At 58.0% G+C, this 25,743-nt stretch carries 21 protein-coding genes; 2 read left to right on the top strand and 19 right to left on the bottom strand.

The genetic code is table 11. The features are described from left to right. Nucleotides 1-5 precede the first annotated feature (5 nt). From DESPR_RS14455 to DESPR_RS14445, 3 genes are all read right to left on the bottom strand, one after another. The gene (locus DESPR_RS14455; protein WP_015725541.1) at nt 6-1,559 is read right to left on the bottom strand and encodes an acyl-CoA carboxylase subunit beta; all 1,554 of its coding nucleotides are present in this window, start codon (nt 1,557-1,559) and stop codon (nt 6-8) included. A 338-nt stretch (nt 1,560-1,897) separates the two neighbouring features. Next, nucleotides 1,898-3,025, bottom strand: a complete 1,128-nt coding sequence (locus DESPR_RS14450; RefSeq protein ID WP_015725540.1) for a sodium ion-translocating decarboxylase subunit beta — start codon at nt 3,023-3,025, stop codon at nt 1,898-1,900. A 37-nt stretch (nt 3,026-3,062) separates the two neighbouring features. Beyond that, nucleotides 3,063-3,461 (bottom strand): OadG family protein, encoded by a 399-nt coding sequence (locus DESPR_RS14445; RefSeq protein ID WP_015725539.1) that lies wholly within the window; start codon nt 3,459-3,461, stop codon nt 3,063-3,065. Nucleotides 3,462-3,929: 468 nt separating this feature from the next. Here DESPR_RS14445 and DESPR_RS14440 point away from each other — a divergent pair, with 468 nt between their 5' ends. Next, entirely contained in the window at nt 3,930-4,394 is a 465-nt protein-coding gene (locus DESPR_RS14440; RefSeq protein ID WP_015725537.1) for a CBS domain-containing protein, read from the top strand. Between the two features lie 54 nt (nt 4,395-4,448). Here the strand turns inward: DESPR_RS14440 and DESPR_RS14435 are convergent, their stop codons facing one another. Continuing rightward, entirely contained in the window at nt 4,449-4,799 is a 351-nt protein-coding gene (locus tag DESPR_RS14435; protein WP_015725536.1) for a DsrE family protein, read from the bottom strand. Between the two features lie 205 nt (nt 4,800-5,004). Here DESPR_RS14435 and DESPR_RS14430 point away from each other — a divergent pair, with 205 nt between their 5' ends. Beyond that, nucleotides 5,005-5,982: a hydrolase gene (locus DESPR_RS14430; RefSeq protein ID WP_015725535.1), complete on the top strand. Its 978-nt coding sequence runs from the start codon at nt 5,005-5,007 to the stop codon at nt 5,980-5,982. A 156-nt stretch (nt 5,983-6,138) separates the two neighbouring features. On the opposite strand, the gene DESPR_RS14425 is transcribed toward DESPR_RS14430, so the two are convergent. The 15 genes from DESPR_RS14425 to DESPR_RS14355 all read right to left on the bottom strand — a co-directional run bounded on the left by DESPR_RS14425 (nt 6,139) and on the right by DESPR_RS14355 (nt 25,605). After that, nucleotides 6,139-6,468 (bottom strand): hypothetical protein, encoded by a 330-nt coding sequence (locus DESPR_RS14425; protein WP_015725534.1) that lies wholly within the window; start codon nt 6,466-6,468, stop codon nt 6,139-6,141. A 47-nt stretch (nt 6,469-6,515) separates the two neighbouring features. Further along, on the bottom strand, nt 6,516-6,944 hold the full coding sequence (locus DESPR_RS14420) for a response regulator (protein WP_015725533.1): 429 nt from the start codon (nt 6,942-6,944) through the stop codon (nt 6,516-6,518). Then, on the bottom strand, nt 6,934-9,468 hold the full coding sequence (locus DESPR_RS14415) for a PEP/pyruvate-binding domain-containing protein (protein WP_015725532.1): 2,535 nt from the start codon (nt 9,466-9,468) through the stop codon (nt 6,934-6,936). The genes DESPR_RS14420 and DESPR_RS14415 overlap by 11 nt, the downstream gene beginning before the upstream one ends. Nucleotides 9,469-9,542: 74 nt before the next feature. Then, the gene (locus DESPR_RS14410) at nt 9,543-10,244 is read right to left on the bottom strand and encodes a hypothetical protein (protein ID WP_015725531.1); all 702 of its coding nucleotides are present in this window, start codon (nt 10,242-10,244) and stop codon (nt 9,543-9,545) included. A gap of 2 nt (nt 10,245-10,246) precedes the next feature. After that, nucleotides 10,247-11,527, bottom strand: coding sequence for a sulfite exporter TauE/SafE family protein (locus DESPR_RS14405; protein WP_015725530.1), 1,281 nt, complete (start codon nt 11,525-11,527; stop codon nt 10,247-10,249). 61 nt (nt 11,528-11,588) lie between these two features. Next, nucleotides 11,589-12,017, bottom strand: a complete 429-nt coding sequence (locus DESPR_RS14400; protein WP_015725529.1) for a response regulator — start codon at nt 12,015-12,017, stop codon at nt 11,589-11,591. 396 nt (nt 12,018-12,413) lie between these two features. Then, on the bottom strand, nt 12,414-12,965 hold the full coding sequence (locus DESPR_RS14395; protein WP_015725528.1) for a MerR family transcriptional regulator: 552 nt from the start codon (nt 12,963-12,965) through the stop codon (nt 12,414-12,416). A 375-nt stretch (nt 12,966-13,340) separates the two neighbouring features. After that, nucleotides 13,341-14,984, bottom strand: coding sequence for a sensor histidine kinase (locus tag DESPR_RS14390; protein WP_015725527.1), 1,644 nt, complete (start codon nt 14,982-14,984; stop codon nt 13,341-13,343). A 275-nt stretch (nt 14,985-15,259) separates the two neighbouring features. After that, nucleotides 15,260-17,875, bottom strand: coding sequence for a PEP/pyruvate-binding domain-containing protein (locus tag DESPR_RS14385; RefSeq protein WP_015725526.1), 2,616 nt, complete (start codon nt 17,873-17,875; stop codon nt 15,260-15,262). A 182-nt stretch (nt 17,876-18,057) separates the two neighbouring features. Further along, nucleotides 18,058-18,405: a hypothetical protein gene (locus DESPR_RS14380; protein WP_245529461.1), complete on the bottom strand. Its 348-nt coding sequence runs from the start codon at nt 18,403-18,405 to the stop codon at nt 18,058-18,060. Nucleotides 18,406-18,534: 129 nt separating this feature from the next. Next, nucleotides 18,535-21,168, bottom strand: coding sequence for a PEP/pyruvate-binding domain-containing protein (locus DESPR_RS14375; protein WP_015725524.1), 2,634 nt, complete (start codon nt 21,166-21,168; stop codon nt 18,535-18,537). A 40-nt stretch (nt 21,169-21,208) separates the two neighbouring features. Then, a complete protein-coding gene (locus tag DESPR_RS14370; RefSeq protein WP_015725523.1) occupies nt 21,209-21,643 on the bottom strand; it encodes a response regulator in 435 nt (144 codons plus the stop codon). Nucleotides 21,644-21,653: 10 nt separating this feature from the next. Further along, nucleotides 21,654-23,444, bottom strand: coding sequence for a sensor histidine kinase (locus tag DESPR_RS14365; RefSeq protein WP_015725522.1), 1,791 nt, complete (start codon nt 23,442-23,444; stop codon nt 21,654-21,656). A gap of 115 nt (nt 23,445-23,559) precedes the next feature. Then, nucleotides 23,560-23,943: a response regulator gene (locus DESPR_RS14360; protein ID WP_015725521.1), complete on the bottom strand. Its 384-nt coding sequence runs from the start codon at nt 23,941-23,943 to the stop codon at nt 23,560-23,562. Nucleotides 23,944-23,952: 9 nt separating this feature from the next. Further along, nucleotides 23,953-25,605, bottom strand: a complete 1,653-nt coding sequence (locus DESPR_RS14355; protein ID WP_015725520.1) for a sensor histidine kinase — start codon at nt 25,603-25,605, stop codon at nt 23,953-23,955. Nucleotides 25,606-25,743 lie beyond the last annotated feature (138 nt).

The following is a 25,743-nucleotide window of genomic DNA, read 5'->3' as shown; positions in this document are numbered from 1 at the left end:
GTACCTCACAGGGGAATATTTCCGTGTTTGCGATCCGGGCCCTTGGTCTTCTTGCTGTCGAGCATCTGCAAGGTCCGGATCAGGTGCGTGCGGGTATCCCGGGGGAAGATAACGTCGTCGATGTACCCGCGCTGAGCGGCCAGGAAGGGGTTGGCAAAGGTACGGCGGTATTCTTCCATCTTTTCGTTGAGCACGGCTTCCGGGTCGGTGGACGAGTAGATCTCCTTGCGGTGGATGACCTCGGCCGCGCCCTTGGGTCCCATGACCGCGATCTCGGCCGTGGGCCAGGCATAGTTGACATCGCAGTGGATGTGCTTGGAATTCATCACCAGGTAGGCGCCGCCGTAGGCCTTGCGGACGATCACCGAAATGCGCGGCACCGTGGCCTCGGTGAAGGCGTAGAGCAGTTTGGCCCCGTGGCGAATGATGCCGCCGTGCTCCTGGTCCGGCCCGGGCATGAAGCCGGGTACATCCACCAGGGCGATCAGCGGGATGTTGAAGCAGTCGCAGAACCGGACAAAACGGCCCGCCTTGAACGAGGCGTCGTTGTCGAGCACGCCGGCGAGCACCGCCGGCTGATTGGCCACCAGGCCCACGGTCTGCCCACCCAGGCGGCCGAAACCGCAGATGATGTTGCGGGCGAATCCGGCATGAACCTCCATGAACTCCGCCCCGTCGAGGATGGAGAGGATGAGCACGTTCATGTCATAGGTCTGGTTGGAGTTGCTCGGAATGAGGAAGTCCAGGGCCGGGTCGGTGCGGTCCGGGGCGTCGCTGAGGTCGAGGATTGGCGCCCGCAGCCGGTTGTTGGAGGGCAGGTAGCTGATCAGCCGTCGAACCTCGCGCAGGGCGAGCACGTCGTTGTGCACCGTGAAGTGGGCCACGCCGCTCTTGCTGGCATGGACGCGGGCCCCACCCAGATCCTCGGAGGTGATGTCCTGATGGGTGACCGTCTTGACCACGCTGGGGCCGGTGACGAACATGTAGGAGGAATCCTCGACCATGAACACGAAATCGGTGATCGACGGGCTGTACACCGCGCCGCCGGCGCAGGGTCCCATGATGCAGGAGATCTGCGGCACCACGCCGCTGGCCCGGACGTTGCGGTGGAAGATTTCGCCGTAGGCGGCCAGGGCGTCCACGCCTTCCTGGATGCGCGCCCCGCCCGAATCGTTGAGGCCGATGATCGGCGCGCCCACCTTGACCGCCAGATCCATGACCTTGCAGATTTTCTGGGCATGCGCCTCGCCCAACGATCCGCCGAGGATGGTGAAATCCTGACTGAAGACGAAGACCTCGCGGCCGTCGATGGACCCGTGGCCGGTGATGACACCGTCGCCAAGGAAACTTTTTTCGCCCCCCAGACTGGAGCCCCGGCCGATCTTGAGCACATCGAATTCCTCGAAAGTGCCGTCGTCGAGCAGCAGGTCAAGCCGTTCCCGAGCCGTCAGTTTGCCTTTGCGGTGCTGCTCCGCCAGTTGCTGTTCTCCGCCGGCGGAAACGGATTCCGCCCGCAGCCGTTCCAGAGTTTCCAAGGTTGCCTGGTATTGCGTATCCATATGATCCCATCACCTGGTGACGGAACCTGTCCGGGACCCAGAAGAGGGCGCGGCCAGATTCGCGGTTAGTGGTCGAGTTGTGCTGCACGGCGTCGTATGCGGCGGAGGCCGCCGTCTGCCGGTTGTGTCGAATGGAGCAGCCGTCGGTTTTGCTGCCCGAGAAAGGCGGCGGCTGAATGGAAGGGACGATTGTCCGGGGACCAATCGCCCGCTTATCACAAAAGGTCTAATTTATCACAGAGCGCGTGATTTCGTCTGCAAAAAAAAACGGGCACCGGGAATCATTCCCGTGTGCCCGCGATCGGTTCGCGCCGTGGAGCGCGTCGACGACCTGTTGCTTAGCCCATGAGAAAACTCCACAGGATACCGGCGCAGACCGCCGAACCGATAACCCCCGAGGAGTTGCAGGCCATGGCATGCATCAACAGGAAATTGGTGGGATCGGCCTTTTGCCCCATCATGTGCACCTCGCGGGCCGAGCCGGGCACGGCCGACACGCCGGCGGCACCGAGCAGGGGGTTGATCTTTTCCTTGAGAAAGAGGTTCATGAACTTGGCAAAAAGCAGGCCGGAGGCGGTGGCGATACTGAAGGCAACGGCGCCGAGCGCGAAGATGCCCACCGACTTGGGGTTGAGGAACACATCGCCCTGGGTGGAGGCGCCCACGGTCAGGCCGACCAGGATGGTGGCGGTATCGATGATGGCGGTGCGGGCGGTGTTGGCCAGACGGTCGACCACGCCGCTCTCCTTCATGATGTTGCCAAAGAAAAAGGGGCCGAGCAGGGGGATGGAGGCCGGGGCGAGAAAGGTGCAGAGAATCAGGCCGGCCACCGGAAAAATCACCAGTTCCCGCCGCGAGACCTCGCGCATGTCGGGCATGCGGATGAGCATCTCTTTCTTGGAGATCAGCAGTTTCATGATCGGCGGCTGGATGATCGGGATCAGGGCCATGTAGGAGTAGGCGGCAATGGCCACCGGGCCGATCAGATGCGGCGCCAGCTTGGCGGTGAGGAAGATCGAGGTCGGCCCGTCGGCGCCGCCGATAATGCCGATGGACGAGGCTTCCTGCGGCGTGAATCCCAGGGCCAGGGCGCTGAGGTAGGTGAAGAAGATGCCCATCTGGGCGGCGGCGCCCAGCAGCATCAGTTTCGGGTTGGCCAGGAGAAAGGAAAAATCGGTCATCGCCCCGAGGCCGAGGAAGATGATCGACGGATAGACGCCGCTGGTCACCCCGAAATAGAGGTAGTGGAGCACGCTGTTGGCCTCGTAGATGCCGATGCCGAATCCCTTGAAGAAGGGGATATTGCCGAGAATGACCCCAAAGCCGATGGGCAGGAGCAAGAGCGGTTCGTATTTTTTGGCGATGGCCAGATAGACGAAACATGAGCCGACCACGATCATGATCAGGTTGCGGTAATCGGCCAGGCCAAAGCCGGTGTTGTGCAGAAATTGGAGAAAAAGGTCCATGGTTCAATCCCCCCGATGGATATCCAGGTTGTCGAGTTTATGCCACAAAGCGGAACATGCCATCGCCAAGCGGCTGCAGTTTGCCACCGTCTACCAGGCAGCGAATCGACAGGTGCGGATGTGGGAGATGGTATTTTTTGGCCAGGGCATACAGGTCGGCCAAGGCGAATTCCGGGTCCAGTTCCTCGATCAGGGGCTGGTATCGGGACACGGTCAGAGCGAGATCGTTGGGACAATCGGGCAGAGGCGGCGTTTTCGGCTTTTCCTCCGGGACGACTTCCACGGTCACCTTGGGAGGACGGTCAAGCAAGGCGACGAGTTTGTGCAGTTGCGAGATGACAAAGGAGAGGGTGGCCAGCCCGGTGAACACTATGCAGGCGCCAGTAGCGGCGACTGCCCAGCCGTTGTGGTGGGAAATAGCTTCGAACCCAAACAATGGAGACCTCCTTGCAGCAGAGAGAGTATTCTGAACCCCGACGGATCACCGGGGGAATGATACTACTGGTGAGGATTTCCCCCTCTACTTACACGAATTACCGCTAAAGTCAAATTGTTAGTGGAGCATCCCGCCATGTGTGGTCACGGCGCGGCCGGAAAATTCCGGTGGTGCGGCCCATGGCGCCGCGGGAAAAAACGGCACGCCGGCTCGTGGTCATGCCGCGTGGCTGGGCAGGCGATTTGACACCGGCGCGGTCCGGCTGCCGGCGGGGAAAAAGCATCGTTTTCTGATGGACTCCAATGGGATAAACATGGTCAACTGGTGCGGGAAGTGGTACTGTCCCGCAACCTTGCGGAATGCCTGTTCACGTTCGGGAGAGACGGAACCGGACGTCATCCCCATCCGGTCGCCTCCGCCACGGGCGGATGCGGTCGGGCAACCATCAACGCAGTCAAGGAGTGAGGTATGCAGCTGTTTGCCCGCGACATCATGACCAAGAATTACGACACCATCTACATGGACGAACCGGTCGAAAAGGCCATTAAAAAAATTCTCAACGCCAAGGTGCGGCCCACCGGCCACAAGACGGTCAGCCTGATGGTGGTCGACTATGACAATGGACTCGTTGGCACGGTCAGCATGTATTATATCCTCTACCATCTCCGCCCCTCCTATCTCAACTACGGCATCGACGGCAGCGAGCTGAACTGGGCGGGGGACCTGGACGAGTACATCCGCGCGGTCAAGGAGAAAAAGGTGGTCCAGGTCATGAACGACAACGTGCTCAGCGTTCCGCCGGATGAACCGGTGATGTCGATCCTGGACCGGATCATCAAGAACCAGCTGCGCCGCATCTCAGTGGTGGACAACGGCCGGCTCATCGGCGTGATTTACATGTCCGATATCTTCTATCACCTGTTCAGCGAATAAAAAAGCCGGTGCCCAGGCGAGGACACCGGCTGCGAAGCGCGCGCAAGCGGGACCTCAGAAATTGAACACCTTGGCCTCGGCGGCCATGTCAATCAGATGGGGGCCGCCATCCAGGGCCATGTTCGGGTGGAATCTGGCCTCGTCAAGGTGGCGGTTCTTGGCGCAGGGGGTGCAGACGCCCACCGGCACCTCGTTTTCGACCAGGTAGGGCAGGTAATCGTTGACACAGTCGCCAGTGTCGGTCTTGCGACTGCCGTCGCGATCCTTCACCGCCCAATCGACGCCGCTGTCGATGAAAAAGAGATTGACCGTGTGTCCCTTGGAGTGGGCGATCTTGGCGAACTGAAAACAGCGGGTCGCCTTCTCGAAATCATTGTCGCGCAGAACAAACAAAAAATTGGCCATACCTTCCTCCTGCCGAGTGCAAGTGTTCATGAAAGAGCCGCGCTGCCCGCGCCGGGCGCATCGCGCCCGTGCTTCGGACCAGGCGCAGCCGTGCAACCGATGTCATCGCGGGATGACGACCACTACGGCCGCAGGCCCCAGCCGGCATTCATCGGCGGGGCCCCCAGCGCCCCCGCGTTCTGTCCCTGTGTGAGTGTCAACCATCATGCGGCAGCCGCCCCCGTTCCTTCCTCCGCCCTGGCTGCGCAATCCGCATCTGCAAACGCTGTGGCCCAAGCTGCTGCGCAAGCGGCCCGCCCTGCGTTTGCGGCGGGAGCGGATCGAGCTGGCCGACGGCGACTTCATTGATCTGGCCTGGACATCGGGCCGCGGGCCCACGGTGCTGATGCTGCATGGGCTGGAGGGCACCCTCCGTTCCCACTATGCCCTGCCGGTGATGGCCAGCCTGCTGCAAGCCGGATTCCAGCCGGTGTTCATGCATTTGCGCGGTTGCAGCGGCGAACCCAACCGGCTGCCGCGCACCTACCATTCCGGCGCGATCGAGGATTTGGCCGAAGTGCTCGCCGTTCTTCGCTCCACCAACCGACCGGTGGCGGCGGCGATCGGCTTTTCCCTGGGCGGCAACCTGCTGCTCCGCTATCTGGGAACCGCTGGGCCAGCCTCGTTGCTGCAAGCGGCCATGGCCGTCTCGGTCCCCTTTGTCCTGGGCGATGCGGCCCGGAGGCTCGAACAGGGCGGGTCGCGGATCTATCAGCACTACCTCCTGGACCGGCTGAAACGATCCTACCGGAGAAAATTCGCCCAGACCTCCTCGCCGCTGCGGGTGGATCTGGATCGCATCCACACCCTGCGGGAATACGATCAGCAGGTGACCGCGCCGCTCAACGGTTTTGCCGGCGCCGACGACTACTACCGCCGTTGCAGTTCGTTTGGCGTCCTGGATCGCATCACCACCCCGACCCTGATCCTGCACAGCGTGGACGATCCCTTCATGTACCCGCACAGCGTGCCGGAGGCCGATCAGGTCGGCCCTGGAGTACGGCTGGCGATCCAACCCCATGGCGGCCACGTGGGCTTTGTCGACGGACGTTTTCCGTGGCGGACCGGCTGGTTGATCGACCGGCTGGCAATCGCCTTTTTCCGCGAACAGCTGTTGATGGAGCCGCCGGACCAGTTTCGGTGACAGAGCGGCGAAACCCAGGCGCGGTACAGAGGACACGACCAGGGGAGACGCGTGTACCGTCTCCCCGGTGAGAGGAAAAGCAGCGTATTCTCATCCGCTTGCAAGTTGTCATGTATCCTGCAGGAAAAAAGGCCTTATCTCGCAGGCGAAGGCGAATTAGAGCTGTTTGTCTTCGGGATAGTTGGAGTTGAAGGTATAGGAGGCCACCGTGCCGTCGGCATCGAAGCGGACCACTAGGTCACGGCTGAGGGTGTCGCTGACACCATACTTGTAGGTGCCGTAACTCCAGGTCTGGCGGCCGTCCTCGACCCCGGTCCGCCACGGAGGGCCGAACATTTGCTCGATTTGGGCACGGGTGGTCTGGTGGAGCTTGATGTGCGGCACCATGTGGACATTGAAATCCTTGCCGGCGCTGACGCAGCCCGCAAGCATCAGGCCGCAGAGCAACGGCAGCAGGCGCCGCCGCAGGGGGTATTGCAGTCGCATGGGAAGAGTGTTCTCCGGAGTGTGCGTTGGTGGTGGCTGGGGGTGGGTCAACCGTCGACTTGTTCTTTGTTGACCAGGGCCTTTTCTGCGGCCAGTTCGACTTTTTCGATGAGCTCGCGGACATCGATGGGCTTGAGGCAGTAGTCGAAAGCCCCGCTTTCCATGCCCTCGATGCCTGATTTGACCGAGGCGTGTCCGGTGAGGATGATCACCTCGATCAGCGGCCAGCGTTCCTTGATCTTGCGCAGGCACTGGATACCATCCATCCCCGGCATGTTCATGTCCATGATCACCACATCGATGGCATGGGCGTCCAATGTTTCCAAGGCATCGAGGCAACATTCAGAGACACTGAGACGGATGCCCATCCGTGACAGATGTTTCTGCATGACCTCCTTGAAGTCGGATTCATCGTCAACCAGCAGCAGGTGGATCTTGAGCGCTGCTTCGAGTTTGAAGGCTTGTTCACTGGCCATGATTCAACATATCCCCAATCTCTTGAATGAATTTGTCGCGGAAGAACCGCTGGGCGCCGGGGTCAGCCATGACCATGTCCAACTGACGGGTGTGGACGGTGAGATGCCCGAGCACCTTGAGCCGGTCGATAACGAAGCGTTCGCTCTCCCGTTCCACCCGGGCGGTTAAGGCATCGCCGATTCTGTCAATCCGGTAGTCAAATGTTTCCAACACCTCGGCCAGCAATTCAATCCGCCGAATTCGTTGCTCATCGCTGGCCGCTCCGCCTTTGAAACGAAAGGTGATGTAGCGGTCAACCGGCCGATCACCCAGCATTGCCTCGATCATGGCGTAGTGATATCCCAGACGCACGCTGAGATTACAATAATTTTTCGAAATAAGAAAATAATTCTTCTCCCGTAGGGCGGAAGAGCGGCCTGGATTGAGGCCGTTGTTCATGGCTGATTGCATCAGGAAGGAAACCATGGTCCGGAATCGGGCCGCCGGCGGTCCCTCCCAGGCCACGGCATGCATTCCCTCCCAGATCGCCAGCATGGGAGCCGAGGCAATGTCGGTGATGGCGATCTCCTTCCGGTGGATATCATACCCAGGATGGAATCCCCCGCCGAGATCGATCACCCACCACTCCAGGGGGAGGGTGTCGCCCAGTCGTTTGGCGGCCCCTTTGTCGAAGTGATACCGTCTGCCGAACTCGAACATTTCGATCACCGATTTCTCATGGCAGAATCGGGTGATGTCATGCAGGGTCCGGCAGTTGGCGGCATGGAAGTCATCGGCAGCCGGGTCGGTCAGGTTGAGCGGCGTGATCAGCTTGAGGACCTCGATCAACGTTCGCTGAATCGGGCTGCCCGCCATGGGGTTGGGGCGTGCAACGGTCTCCACCAGCAGTTCCTCGATGCGGCCCCGATAGACCGCCCGGTTGCCTGCATCCACGGTGACGATTTGGCCGTTGACCAGCTTTTCCGTGGCCCCCGGTAGCGCGAGCAGGGACGGCAGACCGAATTCACGGGAAATGGTGGCCAGATGGCCGGCCTCGCTTCCGGTCTCGGCCACGAGGGCCACGGCACGCTTGAGCAGCGGGGCCCATTCGGGCAAGGGGTGCTTGATCACAAGGACAGCCCGTTTGGGAAACTGATGCATGTCCGCCGGTGAGCGGACAATGAACACCGGGCCGCTGCCGCTGCCGCCGCAGCCGGTCACGCCACCGTGGAGCAGCAGCTGTTCGTCATCGGGCAACTGCCGGCTGGCGGTTGCGGTATCGAAGGAGGGAACGGAGATCGGCCGGCTCTGGAGGACAAAGATGGTCCCCGTCGCGTCGATGGACCACTCAATGTCCTGCGGTGCGCCGAAATGGCGTTCCAGCCGCATGCCGATATCAGCCAGGGCCACGGCCTGGGCTTCGGTCAGCAAACCGTTGCCCGCCTCTCCGGGCAAGCAAAGCGCATAGGGAGGGGTACGGTCGAGCCGGAAATGGCGGGTGGGACAGGTCCCCTCGACAATGCCCTTGCCGGCACCTGGGGCGGCAAACAGGTCTAAGGTGTTGCCGCGACCGCCGATGGAGCGAGTGTAACAGATGCCGCTGGTCACGGCCTCCACCATGGCCAGACAGCCGACGCACATTTCGGTTTCCTCATGGATGAACCCTTTGGCCAGCCGGTAGGAAATGGCCCGAGAGGAATACTTCGAGGCCAAAACCGATTTGTAGGCAGCCACCAGGGCATCTCGGTCCACTGAAAGCTCGGTGTGGTAGAGGCCGGCAAAGGAAGCCTGCCCCAGATCCTCTCCCAGGGCACTGGAGCGGACGGCCAGGCGCAGGCGCGGATTGGGCGTGGCCAAGCGGTCAAATCCCTCCAGGAGCAAGGTCTCCACCTCTGGGGGCAGGGGGCAGGCACGGATCATCTCCTGAATGGTTGTGCTTTTCCGGTCCAAATCCTCGAGATCGGCGATATCCATTTGCTGGATGATGTGATTGATCTTGGGATAGAGCTGGTTGCGCTGGAAGAAGAGCCGGGATGCCACGACGGTCAGGGCGAAGCCGGGAGGGATGCGGATGCCTGGGAGCGACCCGATTTCCCCCAGATTGGCCATTTTCTCGCCAGTCAAATCCGCCTGGGTGCGGTCGATCCTGTCCAAGGGCAGCATGAGTTCCCCCTTGGCGCGGCCCCTATTTCCTTCCAGCAGGGTTTCGATGTGTTGCTGCAAACGCAGGAACACACGATCGAGTTCGCCGTAGCGTCCGTCGGCTATCTTTTTGAGGTTATGAATTATTTTGTAGACATTGACCGTCACCAGGGTACAGCGGGCACGAATAAAGGTCATGGACAGGGTGCGGCCGTCGCGGAGGACCTTTTCCATTTCCGCCATGGCTTCCAGGGCATTGGCATTGGCGACGAGGAGCTCGCGGAAAGAGCGGTAGCGGGAAAGAAACAACCGGTGCAGTTCTTCCGGACTCAGCCGAGGCGAGGTGGCTGAGCCACGGCGGAAGCGACGCACTATGGAGAAAAATCGGTCAACAATCGTCATGGCGGAGAATAAAAAAGGCTGCGGTGGAAAGCGTTTCCTCCCGCAGCCTTTGTCGTCATGGATCGCTCAGGCAATCAATGCTCAAGCTTGATGCCCGCGCCTTCGAACAGATAGAGCAGGCCGAAACCGTACCACATGGTGTAGATGACGTAGAAGGCCAGGGCGGCGATGAGCAGGAAGATTTCCTCTTTCACCGGTTTGGCTTCCACCTTGTAATAGTTGTAAGCCGGTTCGACCGCCTTGGACATGCAGTTCTTGACAAACTTGGCCTGGGCGAACTGACCGGCCTTGGTCATGTCCTTCTCCATGGCGGTCAGGGCCTGGTACCAGGAGTAGATGGTCTGGCGTTCATCCACCCCGTATTTCTCGACCAGTGCCTGCCCGTTGTTCTTGTACATGGCATCGGCATCGTTGAGCATGATGGTAATCATGGAGCCGAAATCGCCGCTGACCTTGACTTTGTCACCCTCTGCGACCGCAGTGATGCTATTGGCGGCGAACAACTTGGCGGTGATGACTGCCTCTTCCGGAGATTTCATCTTCAGCGAGGTGGTGAACTGCTGACCGTTGTATTGTTCCGCTTTTGTTATCTGTTCCGGGATGTAATACGCGGAACCCTTGGACAGCTGGTTGAAAAAATTGTCGAGATAATCGAGGCCGTTAACCTTTTCGCCATGGGCTCCGGGAAACAGCGGCATGAAAATAGCCACCAGGATCGCGAAGAACGATGCCAGCAGGAGAAACCCGCGGGTCTTGAGTTGTGCTGAAGTTGCCATGATTAATGCGCCTCCCCTGATTTCAGGACCTTGAGATTAGTGAAAAAGCACCAGAAGACCCACACCGCGAAGGTGGAGATGATGATGAAGAAGCCGATATTGCCGATCATGTTGACAATATTGAGGAACTCCTTGCTCAATTGCACGTAGCCCATCTTCATCAGTTTTTCCGGCAGGGCGCAGACCCGGTTAAGGAAACCGGCGGTAACGGTGATCGCGTAGAAACCGCGGATGGTGGTGCCGGGAACGACCTTGGTGACGATGGAGCCAATCTGGATACCGATCAGCGAGCCGAGCAGCATGCCCATGGCCAGGGTGTAGAAGATGAAGCCGTACACCGCGTACTGGCTGATGGCGGCATACCCGGCGGTGAACACGATCTGGAAGATGTCCGTGCCGACGGTGGTCATCGAGGAAACGCCCAGACCATAGACAAAGATCGGGAAGGTGAGGAAGCCGCCGCCGACACCCATGATGGAGGCTGCCATGCCGACGATGAAACCGGCGATGACCAGGAAAATGGCCGACAACCGCCGGCCACCGGGGGTGACGTTCTCGTCGAAGGTCAGCATCGGCGGTATGTTGATGGCCTGCAGCCGTTTGCCCATGTTGGGGATCTCTTCGGCGATCTTGGTGGCACCCTCCTCGATGACCGCTTTCTTGGAGCGGGATTTGAGGTAATCGCTCATCGCGTAGAAGGCGAGGAAGCCCAGGATGACGACATAGATCGAGGTGATGAACATATCGCTCAGCACCGGGTTGGCGTCATAGATGGTGCGGTTGATGTAGCCGCCCAGGGTCGAGCCGGCAATGGCGCCGATGAGGAAGGTGACGGCCAGCGATACCGAGATGTTGCCCATCTTGCGGTGCAGGACCGAACCCATGATCGCCTTGGCGAAGATGTGGAACAGGTCGGTACCGACCGCGAGGATACCTTTGACGCCGGCGCTCATCAGGGCCGGGGCAATGATGAAGCCGCCGCCGGCACCGATACAGCCGGTGATCAGACCGGCGCACACGCCGACCAGCACCGAGGCGCCAAAGATGAGATTGGTGTAGTGGGAAGGACCATAGGCTGTTTTGCCGCCGATAAAGGAGGGCAGGGCCTGGCCAACGGCATCGGCAAAGGCGTATCCGCCGAGGAAAACGGGAATGAGCAGCAGGCCCAGGACCAGCAGCCGCTTGCGGCTTTTGAGGATGTTGCTCGACATTTCCAATTCCCACCGGGCGTGGGCCTTGGCCCCGGCCACCATGAATTGGTTCAGATCACGAAAAAACTTCATTTTTTTCTCCTTTGGTTGTCGATAAAAAACGCGCTTTTTGGGTTTATACGAAGCCCGCCGTTCAGAACGGACGGGCCATGTCTTTCTTGATCTGGGCCATTTCGATCTTGGCCTGCTGTTCCCGTTTCCGCTCGTAGGCGGCATTGAGTTTTTCAAACAGCGGATCGAGTTCCATGGGTTTCATCAAATAATCAAACGCGCCGTACTTGATGCCATTGATGCCCGATTCCACCGAGGCATGGCCGGTCAGCATCACCACTTCGGTCATCGGGGTTATCCGCTTGATCTCGCGCAAGGTTTCGATGCCGTCCTTGCCCGGCATCTTGACGTCGAGCAGGACAACGTCATAGTTTTTCTTCGTTATCATCTCCAGGGCAGTGTCACCATCGGGGGCGCTGTCACATTCGAGATCGCGTTTGCTCAGTCTTTTGACCGTCATTTCACGGAATTCCTCTTCGTCGTCAACAATCAGAACGGTATACAGTGACATGGCTTTTCTCCTGTGGAAGTGGGTTGTTTGTGGTTATCCAGGGGCAGGGGCGAGGCTCCCGGCCCGTTGTTGATTGAATGTCGAGCGCAAGGCCGATGAGCTCGTTCGGCCGGTGCGCGCGGTTGCCAATCAAGGGGGAACAGATGCTCGTTTTCCTCTCCTTGGGGGAGCAGAAAAAGCAAGGGGGATGATGATGCGCGGTGCAATGGTACAGGCGGACCGGGCGGACGGCGGCGGGGTGGGGGATGTCCCCGCAACCAGTGCCGAATCTGCCTGTCGTGGTGGCACCACGCATCAGCATCCAATGCATCAGCGAAGCCAGGCGGGAGGAACGTGCACGCCTCCCCGCTCTCTCCGTGGCGGAGATCTTTGCCTGGCGGTGTGCGGGAGGCTGGTTCACGGTCGGCCTCCTGCTAACTCGCTGAGAAACGTGTCAAGCTCGATGTTCCGGTCGGTGGTCAACGTGAAGAGCGGGATTGACCCGTTGACTATCTTGCGGATGGTCGTTTCTGGGCCTTGGTTGGTCGAATCTTCCTGCAACAGGATGATCACATCCGGACAAAAGGTGATGATCTTTAATTCGATATTGTTGTCAAATCGGACAAAATCAAAGATGTAGGATGTTCGCTTGCGCAATTTGTAGAGCGCCCAGATGACTTCGGTGGTCACCGCGTGGGGCACGGTCTCGTCGGTGAGGACGAACAGGATTTTCCTGCTGTTTTTTCCCTGCAACAGCCTGTCGGGGATGGGAATGTTGTGACGGACGAGATGATGGATCAGGTCATGGGAGTGAATCAGCTTCTTGCCGTTGACCTCGAACACCGGAATGACCCCCTTGTCGATCCACTTGCCGAATCGCTCATCCGAAACAGAGCAGATCACTGCCGCCTGTTCCAGATCAAGATATTCAAGATCGTTATGGGGTTCTGGTCGGGTTCCGTTGGTCATGGCTTCTCCCTGTCGCCGCAGGACTGATGGACACGATTGCTGCTGCCCTTGCTATTGCAGATTGGAGGCCAGGTAGAGATACGTGGCGAGATAAAATTGATTTATGTTTAAAATCAAATGGTTGCTCTGTTTGGCCAACGGTATGCCGGCAAAGCGCGGCCAGCAGGGAAGGAAGCGAACAACGGAGAGGTGTATAATTACGGTGACGAACGATCCGGGATTTGGTGCAATATTTTGTTTTTATTGAATATTGCTTGTGTATAAATTTGGTGACGCGTGGGATGGGATTTGAGGAGGGTGTGTAAAAACGGTGAGGGCCGGGGTGTGGGAGTGGAAGCCTTCCCGCACCCCGGTCAGAGGTGGGAGCGCCGGGATTCAGCCCCGAATGGGCAGTTTGAGGGTGAACTGCGCGCCGCCCTGCGGCCGATTTTCGGCGATGATTTCCCCACCGAGTTTATGGGCGATGTCGCTGCAGATCGACAGTCCCAGTCCGGTTCCCTTGCCGGGTTCCTTGGTGGTGAAAAACGGTTCCCAGATCTTGGCCAGGACCTCGGGTTTGATGCCCGGACCGTTATCGGCGATTTGTATGGAAACCTCTTTGGGGCTGCGGCTGGTGGTGATGTCGATTTGACCGCCGGAACCGACCGCATCCAGTGAGTTCTCGATCAGGTTCAGCAGGGCCTGCTGAACCTGGGAACCGTCAGTTCTGATCACCGGCAGCGCGTCGTCAAAATGGAGATTGAGGGTGATGTTGTTGCTGTTGGCCTCGCTTTCCAGAAAGGAAATGGTTTCCCGAATCAGCTCATTGATCTGCACATCGTATTCGGCACTGATCTTGCGCGAAAAGCCAAGGAGGCGGTGGGTGATGGTGCCGGCCCGATTGACGTGTTGTTTGATCTTGCCCACCGATTGGCGGTATTCATCCAGATTGGCGATCTGTTCCGGGTTTTCCTCCTGGAGCAATTCGTCGATCCAGCCGGCCTGCATTTGGATCAACTGCAGGGGGTTGTTGATTTCATGGGCGATGCCAGCGGCCAATCGGCCGATATTGGCCATTTTTTCAATATGGGCCATCTGCTGGTCAAGCGCTGTTTGTTCCCGGTCCGCCCGCTGCATCCGTTCAACGATGAAGCGGCTGATGCCGCTGGCGATGAAGAGAAAGAGGGCGGCGGTGGCGGCGACAATGAAGATGATGCGATTGCGGTACTTGTAATAGACGCCCAGGGAGTCGGTGATCTTGGTCTTGATGACCAGCAGCCACATGTTGCCGTTGAGCCACTGGCTGGCGTAGAGATATTCGTCGTCCGAGGAAATTTCCGTCCCCGGGTGGTGTTTGAGCATTTTGATCTCCAGGGCGTTCAGTTTATCCATTTTTTGCAGGCTCGGGGTCTGGAATTCGCCGTTGGAATTGAGGATGAAGGCATCGCCGTTGGGACCGATCTGCGCGCTGTAGAGCAGCGAATTGAAGATGCCGGAGTTAATGGTCGCCCGGAGTACATACGTCTTGAGGGGATTGGTGAGGGCGATGACAAAGTGGGGATAGTTGCGGAAGCCGCTGAACACGTCGCTGACATAGGTACCGCGCACCAATACCTCGCTGAACCAGGGGATATCCTTGTAATCCTTGCCCTGCACCTTCTCCTGATAGGGCCCGACGTAGGCGAGCTGTTTGCCGTTGGTGTCGATCAGCTGCAGGTCGACGATGGCTCCTTCCTGCCCCTCCTTGGAGATGGCGAGGAAAAGGTTTTTGAGGTTCTCCTGATTCTCGAGATAATCCAGCGGATAAAGATTCATCAGCGTGGAGAGGAAATTGACCTGACTGTTGAGAAAGGTGTTGATCACATCGGTACGATGCTCCGCCACCTGCCGGGCCGTGACCTCGATGTCGTTGATCGACAATTGCTTGAAGTTATAGATGGAACCCGAAGCGATGATGATAATGGGGATGATGCCGCTGGTAAAAAAACCGGCGGAAAGCAGTCGTTTCAAACGAAGATAATCTTTGAGCTTTTCACGCATAACAGTACTCGGTGGTTGAGATTTGAGGGCAGGTGACCTCTCGGACGTTCGGGTGGTCATCTCTTGTCGAGGGACTATGCTGTTGCTCCATCTGATCAGGCAAAGCACACCGACAGGAAATCCGGCATTATTTTCGTTTGTTTTTCATCCGGATGCCGATGGCCAGGCCGATGATGATGGAGCCGATTATAATGATGAGGAGGATCAGGTTCTGCATGGCTGTTCCGTGCGGTTAAGGTTGCGGAGGTGCCGCTTGCGCGATTAAAGGCGGGCCCTCATTGTTCCAGGGGAGGCGTTGTCAGCTTGTAGTTGCCGGCCACGAAGTTTTCCGCCACCCATTCCACGCTTTTTTCCGTGGTCATGAGCATGTCGAGCTGGCGGGTAAAAATCAGCAATCGCCCAAGGATATCCATCCGGCTTTCAATATAGGATTTGGGATACTTCTGCAGCCGGGCATCGACCTTGTCGGCCTTGACGTTGACCTTGAACCCCTCCCGATCGAGGATCAGGGAGATGGCCCGGACCCGCCTGTTCTTGCGAACGTCGTCGGCCGCTCCCCCCTTGAAGGTGAAGGTGATATAATTTTTGTTGATGGTCTCGCCACAGTAGGCGTCGATGACGCTGTAATGATAGCCCACCCGCGAGCTGAAGTTGAGGTATTTGTCGGCGATGATGGCGTAACTGCGGTCACCGAAACGTTCGCCCACGTGTCCGGGGGCCAAGGTCTGTTCGCGCATCACCGACAGCAGACCGGAGAGGTTGACCGGCCGCGGTTCCAGGCCGTGCACGTTTTTGTTGAGCATGCCCTGCAACAGCGCCGAAAATGGCACAGAGGCGATCTCCTCGACCTTGACCGCGTTCCATTTCGCCGTCGCCTCTGCCTTCAGACCATTGCCGAGATCGATCAGGTGGATGTCCATAGGCAGGGGCGCATCCAACTTGATCGACCATCCATGGAACTTCGATGCCAAATCACTTATTTGAAACATCTCCTTGTACGAAAATTCGTGGCAGAAGCGGGCAAGGTCGTGCAGGGTGGTGCACCCTGCGGCGGTGAATTCCGGGGCAGCCGGGTTGACCAGATGGAGCGGAATGACATGTTGGGCAATCCGCTGCAGCTGTTCATAGACCGGGGTACCCTTCATGTGGGCGTCATCCTTCTTGATCGCGGCCAGCAGTTCATGAACCGTGCCTGCATAGACCCGCCCGGTAAAGGCGTCAACGGTCAGCACCGTCCCCTGGGCGATTCGTTCCAGGATCGGTTGGGCGCAGATAATGGTGGGGACATTGAATTCTCGAGCCAAGGCCGCCATGTGGCCGCTGACGCTGCCGGCTTCGACGATGATGGCGCTGCAGTGGCGCATCACCACCACATATTCCGGGGATGAATGGCGGGCAAGCAACACCCCTCCTTGCGGGAAATTGACCAGGTCTTCCACCGTCTGGATCGGAAAGGCCGGTCCGGTGCCGACTCCCTGCGAGGCAATTTCAGCATTGTCGATGATCAGGGAATACCCCTCCAGGGGGGGGGCCTTGAGCAGACAGAAATTTTTCGGGCTTTGAATCTTCAGCGGCCGCGATTGGAGAATGAGGAGGTTGCCGTCCGGAGCCAGTGCCCATTCAACATCCTGGGGACATTTGTAATGTTTTTCCAGGGCAACGCCATAGCCAGCCAGCTGACGGATCTGCGCCTCGCTGAGACAGGCAGCCTGCTGCTGTTCGGCGGGGACGGGCCGCTCGTCGACACCACCTGTTTGGTTGAGCACCAACTGCACCGGCTTGAGTGAAATATTTTTTTCCAGCAGGGTCAGAGCGTCGTCCTTGGACACGGTATAAACGTCCGGCGTTACCACCCCGTCCACCGCATAGGGACCCAAGCCCCAGACGGCGTTGATCAAGATATGCTCGTTGGTGATGTCATAGGGATGGCGGGTGTACAGGACACCGCTGGCCCGCGAGTCGACCATCTTGAGGCAGGCCACGGCCATGGCCAGATCCTCGTCATACACCCCTTTGGAAGTGCGATAGGAAATGGAGCGGGCGGAGTAAAGACTGGCGATGATCGATTTGTAGGCCTCGCAGATCTCGTCCCGGGTTACCCCCAGCAGGGTGAGGTACTGGCCGGCATAGGAAATGTCGCCGTCTTCACCTACCGCGCTGCTGCGCATCGCCACCAGGACCTCCTGGTCATTTCCCCAGAGCCGGGTGCAGGCGGCGTGAATCTCTGCTTCCAGTTCCGGCGGGAGGGGTTTGGAACGGACCAGTTGCAGCGTCTCGGCGCTGAGGCTGTTCAGTAAGTCAAATTCATTGATATAAATCAGGTTTTTCTGTTTGATAATCTCTTCTTTGAGGTCGTTGTGCTCAAAGAAGAGGTGAAAACCTTTGGTGGTGATGGCAAATCCCTCGGGCACCGGGATATTGAGGCAGTTTTTGATCTCCCCCAGATTGGCGTTCTTGCCGCCGGCCCAGTCGCTGTCCTTGAGGTGGATCTGGTCATAGGGCATGACCGCGTGAGGGGCATGATCCACTTTGCGCTCATTGACGATGGTCTTGATCTGTTCGTTGATCCGCTCCAACGCGTTGTAGAGCTCGCGGTAAGCGCCGCCGGACATGACATTGAGGCATTTGACCATCTGAAAGGCGTGTTTGAGGGCCTTGTTGACCTGGTTGTTGATGTAGGACAGGCCGAAGATCGTCTCGCCTTTGAGTTTTTCATCCATGTCCGACAGGACGGTGAGCAGCTCGGAGTTGGCCACCAGCAATTCCTTGAACAGCGTGTAGCGGAAGCGGAACAGGGCGTTCATTCCCACAGGGCTGACGGGGAGCGTCAAGCCGCTCCTGGCGCGGAAATCCTTGAAGAGCTGTCTGAGATTACCAAGAATGGTGGACATGGTCTTTCTCCGCAATCAAGATTGGTTCGGCATGTGGATAAACCATTGGCGGCCCGTGCCGCCGTGTCTGAACGGCAAAACCGGTTTTCCGTATGGATCGAAAGATTGATTTTTCCCTGTCCGGCGATCCTTCAGCCCGGCACCACACATAGCCCCTCGCGCGACCCAGAATGCGCCAGCGGTCAGTAGCCGCTGCCGACGGTCAGATTGCTTTTGGTCCGCCGCACATAGGTCTCCTTGAGCGCACCTTTCCAGAGATAGGACACCCAGGTCCCTTCCATGGTCGCCTGTTGCAGGGCTTTGTAGATGGGTTCCGCTTTCTCCTGGAGATATTCTCCGGCGAGATACGGGTGGACGATCAGTTTGCCGTTCGGCTCCATAATGAACGCATACGGGGTATAGGTATCGGCTCTGTAGCTGGTTGCCTCCTTGCCGCTGTTGATGGCCGCCACCATGTCATCGACATTCTTTTTGATGGTTGCCTTGTCAGCGGCCAGGGCCCCGACGGCAAGCAAGAAGTACGTCGCCATGGATAGCATGCTTAAAACCTTTCTCATTGTTCCTCCACTTCCGAGTCACCGGTGCACGCCGGATAGCATGACTCCACTGTTAACGGACGAGCCGCCCTCGATGGAACGGCGGCCACCAACCATGCACGGTCACGCCGTGCAGAGGTACTGCTCCTGCAGCAGTGAATCAATGTCCTTGGTGAGCTTATTCATGTAATAGCCGACCAAGGCGCTGTTGTTCATGATCATGTCGAGTTGCCGCGTGTGGAGGGTCAGGTACCCCAGGATTTTCAGGCGGCTGAGCATGTAATCCATGTCATGGCCCTCCATGCGGGCGTCAAGGTTGTCGCCGTTGACCATGGCGCGGAAGCCGTAGCGCTCGAGGATCTCGCGAATGAAATGGACCCGGCCCAGACAGCGCTCGAAATCGGCGGCACCGCCCTTGAACTTGAAGCCAAGATAGTTTTCCGCCGAGCGCTCGCTGACCATGGCCTCCATGGTGGAAAAGTGATATCCCAGGCGGGAACTGAGGGTGCAGTAGTTTCTGGACACCATGAAATAATTGCGATCGGCGTACTTGGATTTGATGCCCGGAACCAGGGCGGTGTTCATGGTCGAACGGAACATGATCGAGGTCATGCCCTTGCCGTCCATGGCCGGCGGGCCATCCCAGGGAATGGCGGCAAAGCCCTCCCAGAAGGCAAGCATCGGGATGGAGGCGATGTCCTCCAACTTAACGTATTTGCTGTGGATTTCGTGGGTGAAACCGTCATCCAGGTTGAGTATCCACCAATTCATCGGCACCCGGTAGTACAGCTGTTTGCTGGAGCGTTCGGAAAAACTGTGATCCTTGCCGAAATTGAACATTTCATACACCGACTTTTCGTGGATGAAACGGGTGATGTCGTGGAAGGTTTGACAATTCTGGGGCACGAAATCGCGTGATTCCGGATCGAGAAGATGCAAGGGGATGATATGGCGGCTGACTTCCTTGAGCGATTCGTACACCGGACTGCCCAGCATCAGTTTTGGTTCTGGCCTCGTCCATTCGAGCAGAGGGGCGATGTTTCCCAGATAGACTTGGCCAAGATCGGCTGCCACGGTGACCGCATCGCCATTGTGCATCTTGGCCATGGCCCCGCTGACCCCAAAGACTGCGGGAATGCCGAATTCCCTGGCCACGTTGGCCAGATGGCCGGCAAATCCACCCTGCTCGGAGACCACCGCAGCGGCTCGGGCCACTAGCGGCGCCCAGGTGGGCAGCGCCTGTTCCACCACCAGGACCGCGCCTTCGGGAAACTGAAGGATATCGACCTTCTTGGCCACCTTGAACACCTTGCCGCAGGCCACGCCGGGACTGGCGTTGATTCCCCCCTCAACCAGCAGGGACGATTCGAACCGCTTGAGATCCAGGTCAGGGCCAGGCAGGATGGATTCCATCTGCTGCAGGGGGCGGGATTGGAGGATGTACACCTTGCCGTCGGTGTCGATGGCCCATTCGATATCCTGGGGTGTTTCATAGTACTGCTCGATCCGAACCGCATGATCGGCGAGCAACTGCACCTGTTCGTCGGTCAGTGAGGGCATGGTCCGTTGTTCGTCCCCGGTCGCGGTGCGGATACACCCCTCCTCCTCGAATGAGTCGATCCGGTAGCCTTTTTCCCGCACGTCCCGGCGGAGGATGGTCAGGGCGTCGTCCCGGGCAACCACGAACAAGTCGCACAAGGCATCGCCGTCAACCACTGCCTTGGGCAGGCCCCAGACCGAGTTGATGTAGATGGCGTCATCCTTGGTGTCCAAAGGGTTGCGGGTGTAGATCACCCCGCCGGCAACGGCGTCGATCATCGCCAGGCAGCCGACGCACATGGCGATATCCTCGTCACGGAAACCTCGGCTGAGTTTGTAGGCGATGGCCTGGACGCTGTACTTGGAGGCCATGACCTGCTTGTAATAGTAGAAGAACTGAGAGAAACCAACGTTGAGCTCGCTACGGTACTGGCCGGCAAAGGAGGTGTTTTCCGCATCCTCGCCAAAGGCGCTGCTGCGGACCGCCATCCGGATATCCTGACCGTTGTTGGCGGTCTTCATCCGGGTGTAGGCCTCGACCACAGCCAGATAAATAGGTTCCGGCACCTCGGCCGACATGATCAGCTGCCGGATCTGGGAACTGACCAGATCAAGATTGCGGTCTTCGTCGGAACCGGCCACCTGAAAAAGCCGGTCGATTTCGCGTTGCAGACCGTCAGCCTGCATGAACATCTCGTGGGCGGCGGCGGTGATCACAAAGCCGCTGGGCACATGCATGTGCAGCCGGTTTTTAATGTCGCCCAGGTTGGCCATCTTGCCGCCGACCAGATCGGTCATGTCGCTGTTGACTGCTTCAAGAGGGATGACGAGACGGGTATCGGAGATCTGCTTCTTCGAGCCAAGCAGGGCATCGATCCGTTTCTGGATAGCAAGAAAACTGTCGCGCAAGGCCGTGTATTTGCCCGGGGCGATGTTTTCCATGTCATTGATCATCCGGAAAACATTGACCGAAATCGAGGTGCAGTGGGTTTGGACGAACGACATGCTGAACGGCTCGTTGCCCTGCAGTGCCCGTTCAATTTCGGCCATGGCCTCCAATATTCTGGTGTTGGCGGCCAGCAACAGTTTGAAGCTGTGATACCGGGACTTGAACGTCAACCGGAGCGCCTCCACCTCTTCGGCTTCCAGTACCGGGTCGCTTTCCTCCTGATGGAAGAAAAAAAATTTTTTAGAAAACGCGGCCAGTTTTTTCAGCATGAATCGCCTTTATCGGCAGCACTGATGAAAGTGGCGGACCTTAAGCTCGCATCGGCTTCTCTTGGCCCGTTTCACGCTGCTGCTTTTCGTTGAGTTTTTTCCGGGTGTAGGCATCTTCGATCTTATAGAGCAGTTCGTCGATGTTGATCGGTTTCATCAGGTAGTCGAAGGTCCCCAGCCGCATCAGTTCGATGGCGTTGTCGACACTGGTGTTGCCGGTGAGCATGATCACCTCGATCAGTGGGTTGATCTTCTTGATTTCTACAAAGGTATCCGATCCATGCAGGCCAGGCATTTCCTGGTCGAGCACCACCACCTCGGGCGGATCGCTGCTGACCACAGTGAGCGCTTCCTCACCGCTGGCGGCCGTGAGCACGACAAAACCGCGCACGGTCAGCTGGCGGGCCGTGGCCTCACGGAAAATATCCTCGTCGTCAACCAGTAAAACTTTAAATCCTCTTTGTTTTTTTTCCATAATGGTGCGTTTACTTGTCGTGTTGCTTGATCGTTTTCTTGGCCTGCTCGTTGACCGGGAGCAGGATGGTAAAGGAACTGCCTGTTCCCGGGATACTGTTGACCTTGATCGTGCCACCAAGGTATTTGACGATGCTTGCCGCAATGCTCAAGCCCAGGCCGGTTCCCTTGCCCCCGCCCTTGGTGGTGAAAAACGGGTTGAAAATCCGCTGGAGGTTCTCCGGCGGGATCCCCTTGCCGGTATCGGCGATGGTGACCAACACCATGCCATCCTTGGCCTCGGTGGCTATGGTGATGGTCCCCTTGTCGGCAATGGCGTCACCGGCATTGATCAGAATGTTGGCGAACACCTGCCGCAACGGCTCTGGTTCAGCTAAGATGTGGGGCAGATCGGGGGCAAGCTGGCACTGCACGTCGAAGTGTTTGGGCTTGAATTCGACTTTTTTCAGTCGGGTCACCACCTCTTCGACCAAGGCGTTGACATCGCATGCCACCGTGCAGGGAACCCGGCTCTTGCCCATGTCCTGGAGTTTGCGGGTAATGCCCTTGGCTCGGGTGGCAGCCGCGTCGATGACCGAGAGCTCCTTGCAGATGGCCTCCGGGCTGTGATCGAGTTCGAACTCGGGGTTCAGCATATCGCGGATCACGCCGCTGGTGGCCATGATGATCGCCAGGGGGTTGTTGATCTCGTGGGCCACGCCTGCGGCCAGTTCGCCGATGGATGCGAGCTTGGAGGCATGGGCAAGCATCTCCTGCAGCTGCTGCCCTTTTTCCGCCATGCGCCGTGCGCGGCGGACCAGTTTCTTGATGGTGAAAAAAATGATGACCGAAACAATCAGGCTAACGCCAATCAGGCCGATGGTCAGCACCAGTCGTGCTCGGATCATGCCGGCCTGGGCCACCGCCACCGGCTGCATGGCCAGCAGGGCCCAAGGCGTTTCCTTGAGCCAGGAATAGGCCACCAGCATGTTCTGATCGTTGAGCACCAACTCTTCCACCCCGGAAGCGGCGGTTACCGGCGGCAGATAGTCGCTGCTCCCAGGAAGTTGGCTGCGGCCGGGATCGACCACCTGGTACTGCCCTTGACGGTTGACCAGGGTCGACTCCACCCCCTTGCCTTGGCTGATGGCGCGCAGGTACAGGTAGAGCTTGTCTGGATCCAAGGAGGCGCGCATCACATAGGTGCGGCCGTCGAAAACCTGCTTGGTGGCGATGGTGAAATGGGGAACATTGCGAAATCCCGTATAGATGTCGCTGATCAGATAGCTCTTGTTTTCCTTGAGCAGCCTCTGGTACCAGTCCTCCTTGCTGTAATCCTTGCCAAGCAGCGAGGCAAAGGGCCCAGCGTAGCCGATCTGGATGCCGTTGGGATTTAAAAAACCGACATCGACAAAGCCGTCGTTGAAGTGTTTGAGACTGCTCAGCGAATTGTCCATGTGCGCCTGGGTGGGCGACAGGGTGAATTCCTTGCTGTGGAACAGGTTGTACAGATTGACCAGCCGTTCCTGCAGGTAGAGATCGATAGTGTTTTTCTGGCTCTCCGCCACCGCGATCAGATTGAGCTTGGCGCTGTTTTTCAGGGTATGGGCAAACTGGTAATGAAAGTAGGCGGAAAGCAGGGCGTTGGGCAGCAGAAAGCCGACCACCAAGCCCAGGATCAACCGGGTCTGGAGCTGTTTGAAGTGCTGTCGAATGCGGTTCAGGTTGGCCTGACTGTCGGTATAGTCGTAGACATGCTCGGTGGAAGCGGTTTTGCTGGCCGGTATATCATCGAGCAGATGACTTGTATCCCAGACTCTCATTGGTTCGGCCTCTCCGTCACAATGCGATACCGTTGCGCCCTGCCTGCTTGCCGTGCTGTCCGGTGGCGGCCGGACATGGAAGCATGACGGCCAGCATTTCGCTGACGTGGCTCTTTCAGTGAATCACGCCACGTTTCTTGTTGTAGGCCTGACCGATGGTGTCGAGCAGTTCGTTGAGCGGCGCCGGTTTCATCACATAGTCAAAGGCACCGAGCTGCATGCCCTTGAGGCCAAACTCCACCGAGGCATGACCGGTGAGCATGATGACCTCGATCTCCGGTTTCATCTTCTTCACGTGCCGCAGGGTTTCAATCCCGTCCATGCCCGGCATCTTGACGTCCAGCACCATGACGTCAAAATCGTGGTCTTTAAGAATTTCCAGGGCCTTGAAACCGCTTTCGGCACCCATGGCCTGGATTTTTCTTGCATTCAGCCTTTTGACAATGGTTTCCCGAAAATCATCCTCGTCATCCACAAATAAAACCCGCAACGTATCCATCATGTACCCTTAATTTTTCGGAAGAAGAATGGTGAACATCGTTCCCTCGCCTACCTTGCTCTGAACCCGCATTTTCCCGCCCAGCTTTTCGATAATGCTGTATGAAATGGAAAGTCCAAGGCCCGTGCCCTTGCCAACAGCCTTGGTGGTGAAGAACGGTTCGAAGATCTTGCTCTGCTCGGCTTCAGGTATGCCCTTGCCGGTATCGGCGACCCACAGCTCCACCTGGTCGGTGTCCTCAAGATAGCGCGAGCCGACAGTGATCGTGCCGTCACTGCCGATGGCGTCGATGGCATTGTTGAGCAGGTTGAGCACCACCTGCTGGATCTGGGACAGGTCGCTGGTGATCACCGGGACATTTTCCGCATACTGCTTTTTGATGAGGATGTTGACATACCGGGCCTCGTTTTCCAGCAATCCGGTCGTTTCGTCGAGCAGGTTGTTGATGTTGATCTTCTCTTTGGCTGGTTCCATTCTTCGGGCAAAACCAAGCAGGTTGTGAACTATTTTTCTTGCCCTGTCGACATGATACTCGATCTTGTCGATCGATTCACTGAACTCGGCGAAATTGGGGCTGGCGGCGATATCCTCTTCGGCAAGCAGGTCTTTCATCCAACCAGCCTTTTCGGAAATCGAAGCCAGGGGATTGTTGACCTCATGGGCGATGCCCGCAGCCATCTTGCTGAGGGCGATCATCTTGTTGGCCTGGAGCAGCATATCGGAATTGGCGGCATTCTCGCGATCCGTTTCCTCGATGCGGTTGATCAGGGTGTTGGTGAACAAGGCGGCGCCGGTGGCGATGATGGTCAAGCCCAGCAGCGAAAGGAAGGCCATCCAATATTTGCCCTTTTGCAGCGGGGAAAGAATTTCATCGGGATTTTCCTTGATCACCAGCACCCACTTGGTGTTGGCGACGGGAATGGCGGCGTAGAACGCCTCGCTGCCTTTATAGGCGAGTCGGGAGATCTTGGTGGCCACGGTTGAAGAAAAATCCGGTCCACCGGCGGGTTCAAGGAAGTCGCCGCCGAAGCGCGGCCTGGTCTGGAGGATATTCTTGCCGTTGACGATGTAGGCATCACTCAGGGTGCCGATCCACGCCTTATGGACGATGTCGTCGATGTTCTTCAGGTTGATCGTCACCCGCAGGATCCAGGAGGTACTCTTCTCCCGAACCATGACCGCGATAATGAAATGAGGCACCTTGCGATACCCCATGAAGATGTCGCTGATGTAGATACCGTTGGCCTTGACGGCGTTGAACCAGGGTTCGTTCTTGTAGTTGACCTGTTTGAGCAGGTCGTAGTAGGGGCCAACATAGGAGAGGTGGCGGCCCTCGTTGTCAATGATGCCAATATCCATGTAGGAAGTGGACTTGGCATGCATGATGTCGAACACGCGGTTGAGATAGTTCTCGTCGGTGAGGTCCTTGAAGGTGTTGGTGTTGGCGACAGTGAACAGCTGGGCGATACGCTCGGAAAAAAACAGGTCGATGGCGTCGCGTCGGTTTTCGGCCGAGCTCCGCAGGGTTTCCGTGACCGTGTCGGTGTATATCCGGTCAAAGAGCACGTAGAGGGAGATGTTGACGAACAACAGGGGAACAACGGAAAAACAAATAATGGCCAGACAGTGCTGCCACCAGAGTTTTCGATAGTTTCTTTCCATGGTGGAATCCTTATCCCGGCCCCGTCAGGCTACCCTCCTGGAATCGGGATGCAACGTGTGGTGAGAAAAAATACCCTGTGTCAACGTGTGTCTTGACTCTTCCCCTACCATGCCTTTGCCGATGCCGCGGTGTGCCAC

Origin of the sequence: Desulfobulbus propionicus DSM 2032 (assembly GCF_000186885.1) — a bacterium.
Taxonomy (GTDB): domain Bacteria; phylum Desulfobacterota; class Desulfobulbia; order Desulfobulbales; family Desulfobulbaceae; genus Desulfobulbus; species Desulfobulbus propionicus.
Note: the sequence above shows the minus strand (reverse complement) of the source record. Positions and strands in the feature narration are given on the sequence as shown.

Excerpts from the sequence above, each read along its gene's own strand:
- DESPR_RS14385 (WP_015725526.1), bottom strand. The coding sequence starts at position 17,875 with ATGTCCACCATTCTTGGTAATCTCAGACAGCTCTTCAAGGATTTCCGC.
- DESPR_RS14410 (WP_015725531.1), bottom strand. The coding sequence starts at position 10,244 with ATGGCAACTTCAGCACAACTCAAGACCCGCGGGTTTCTCCTGCTGGCA.
- DESPR_RS14420 (WP_015725533.1), bottom strand. The coding sequence starts at position 6,944 with ATGGCCAGTGAACAAGCCTTCAAACTCGAAGCAGCGCTCAAGATCCAC.
- DESPR_RS14360 (WP_015725521.1), bottom strand. The coding sequence starts at position 23,943 with ATGGATACGTTGCGGGTTTTATTTGTGGATGACGAGGATGATTTTCGG.
- DESPR_RS14390 (WP_015725527.1), bottom strand. The coding sequence starts at position 14,984 with ATGCGTGAAAAGCTCAAAGATTATCTTCGTTTGAAACGACTGCTTTCC.
- DESPR_RS14440 (WP_015725537.1), top strand. The coding sequence starts at position 3,930 with ATGCAGCTGTTTGCCCGCGACATCATGACCAAGAATTACGACACCATC.
- DESPR_RS14450 (WP_015725540.1), bottom strand. The coding sequence starts at position 3,025 with ATGGACCTTTTTCTCCAATTTCTGCACAACACCGGCTTTGGCCTGGCC.
- DESPR_RS14375 (WP_015725524.1), bottom strand. The coding sequence starts at position 21,168 with ATGCTGAAAAAACTGGCCGCGTTTTCTAAAAAATTTTTTTTCTTCCAT.
- DESPR_RS14355 (WP_015725520.1), bottom strand. The coding sequence starts at position 25,605 with ATGGAAAGAAACTATCGAAAACTCTGGTGGCAGCACTGTCTGGCCATT.
- DESPR_RS14425 (WP_015725534.1), bottom strand. The coding sequence starts at position 6,468 with ATGCGACTGCAATACCCCCTGCGGCGGCGCCTGCTGCCGTTGCTCTGC.
- DESPR_RS14395 (WP_015725528.1), bottom strand. The coding sequence starts at position 12,965 with ATGACCAACGGAACCCGACCAGAACCCCATAACGATCTTGAATATCTT.
- DESPR_RS14400 (WP_015725529.1), bottom strand. The coding sequence starts at position 12,017 with ATGTCACTGTATACCGTTCTGATTGTTGACGACGAAGAGGAATTCCGT.
- DESPR_RS14415 (WP_015725532.1), bottom strand. The coding sequence starts at position 9,468 with ATGACGATTGTTGACCGATTTTTCTCCATAGTGCGTCGCTTCCGCCGT.
- DESPR_RS14435 (WP_015725536.1), bottom strand. The coding sequence starts at position 4,799 with ATGGCCAATTTTTTGTTTGTTCTGCGCGACAATGATTTCGAGAAGGCG.
- DESPR_RS14365 (WP_015725522.1), bottom strand. The coding sequence starts at position 23,444 with ATGAGAGTCTGGGATACAAGTCATCTGCTCGATGATATACCGGCCAGC.
- DESPR_RS14455 (WP_015725541.1), bottom strand. The coding sequence starts at position 1,559 with ATGGATACGCAATACCAGGCAACCTTGGAAACTCTGGAACGGCTGCGG.
- DESPR_RS14430 (WP_015725535.1), top strand. The coding sequence starts at position 5,005 with ATGCGGCAGCCGCCCCCGTTCCTTCCTCCGCCCTGGCTGCGCAATCCG.
- DESPR_RS14405 (WP_015725530.1), bottom strand. The coding sequence starts at position 11,527 with ATGAAGTTTTTTCGTGATCTGAACCAATTCATGGTGGCCGGGGCCAAG.
- DESPR_RS14370 (WP_015725523.1), bottom strand. The coding sequence starts at position 21,643 with ATGGAAAAAAAACAAAGAGGATTTAAAGTTTTACTGGTTGACGACGAG.
- DESPR_RS14380 (WP_245529461.1), bottom strand. The coding sequence starts at position 18,405 with ATGGCGACGTACTTCTTGCTTGCCGTCGGGGCCCTGGCCGCTGACAAG.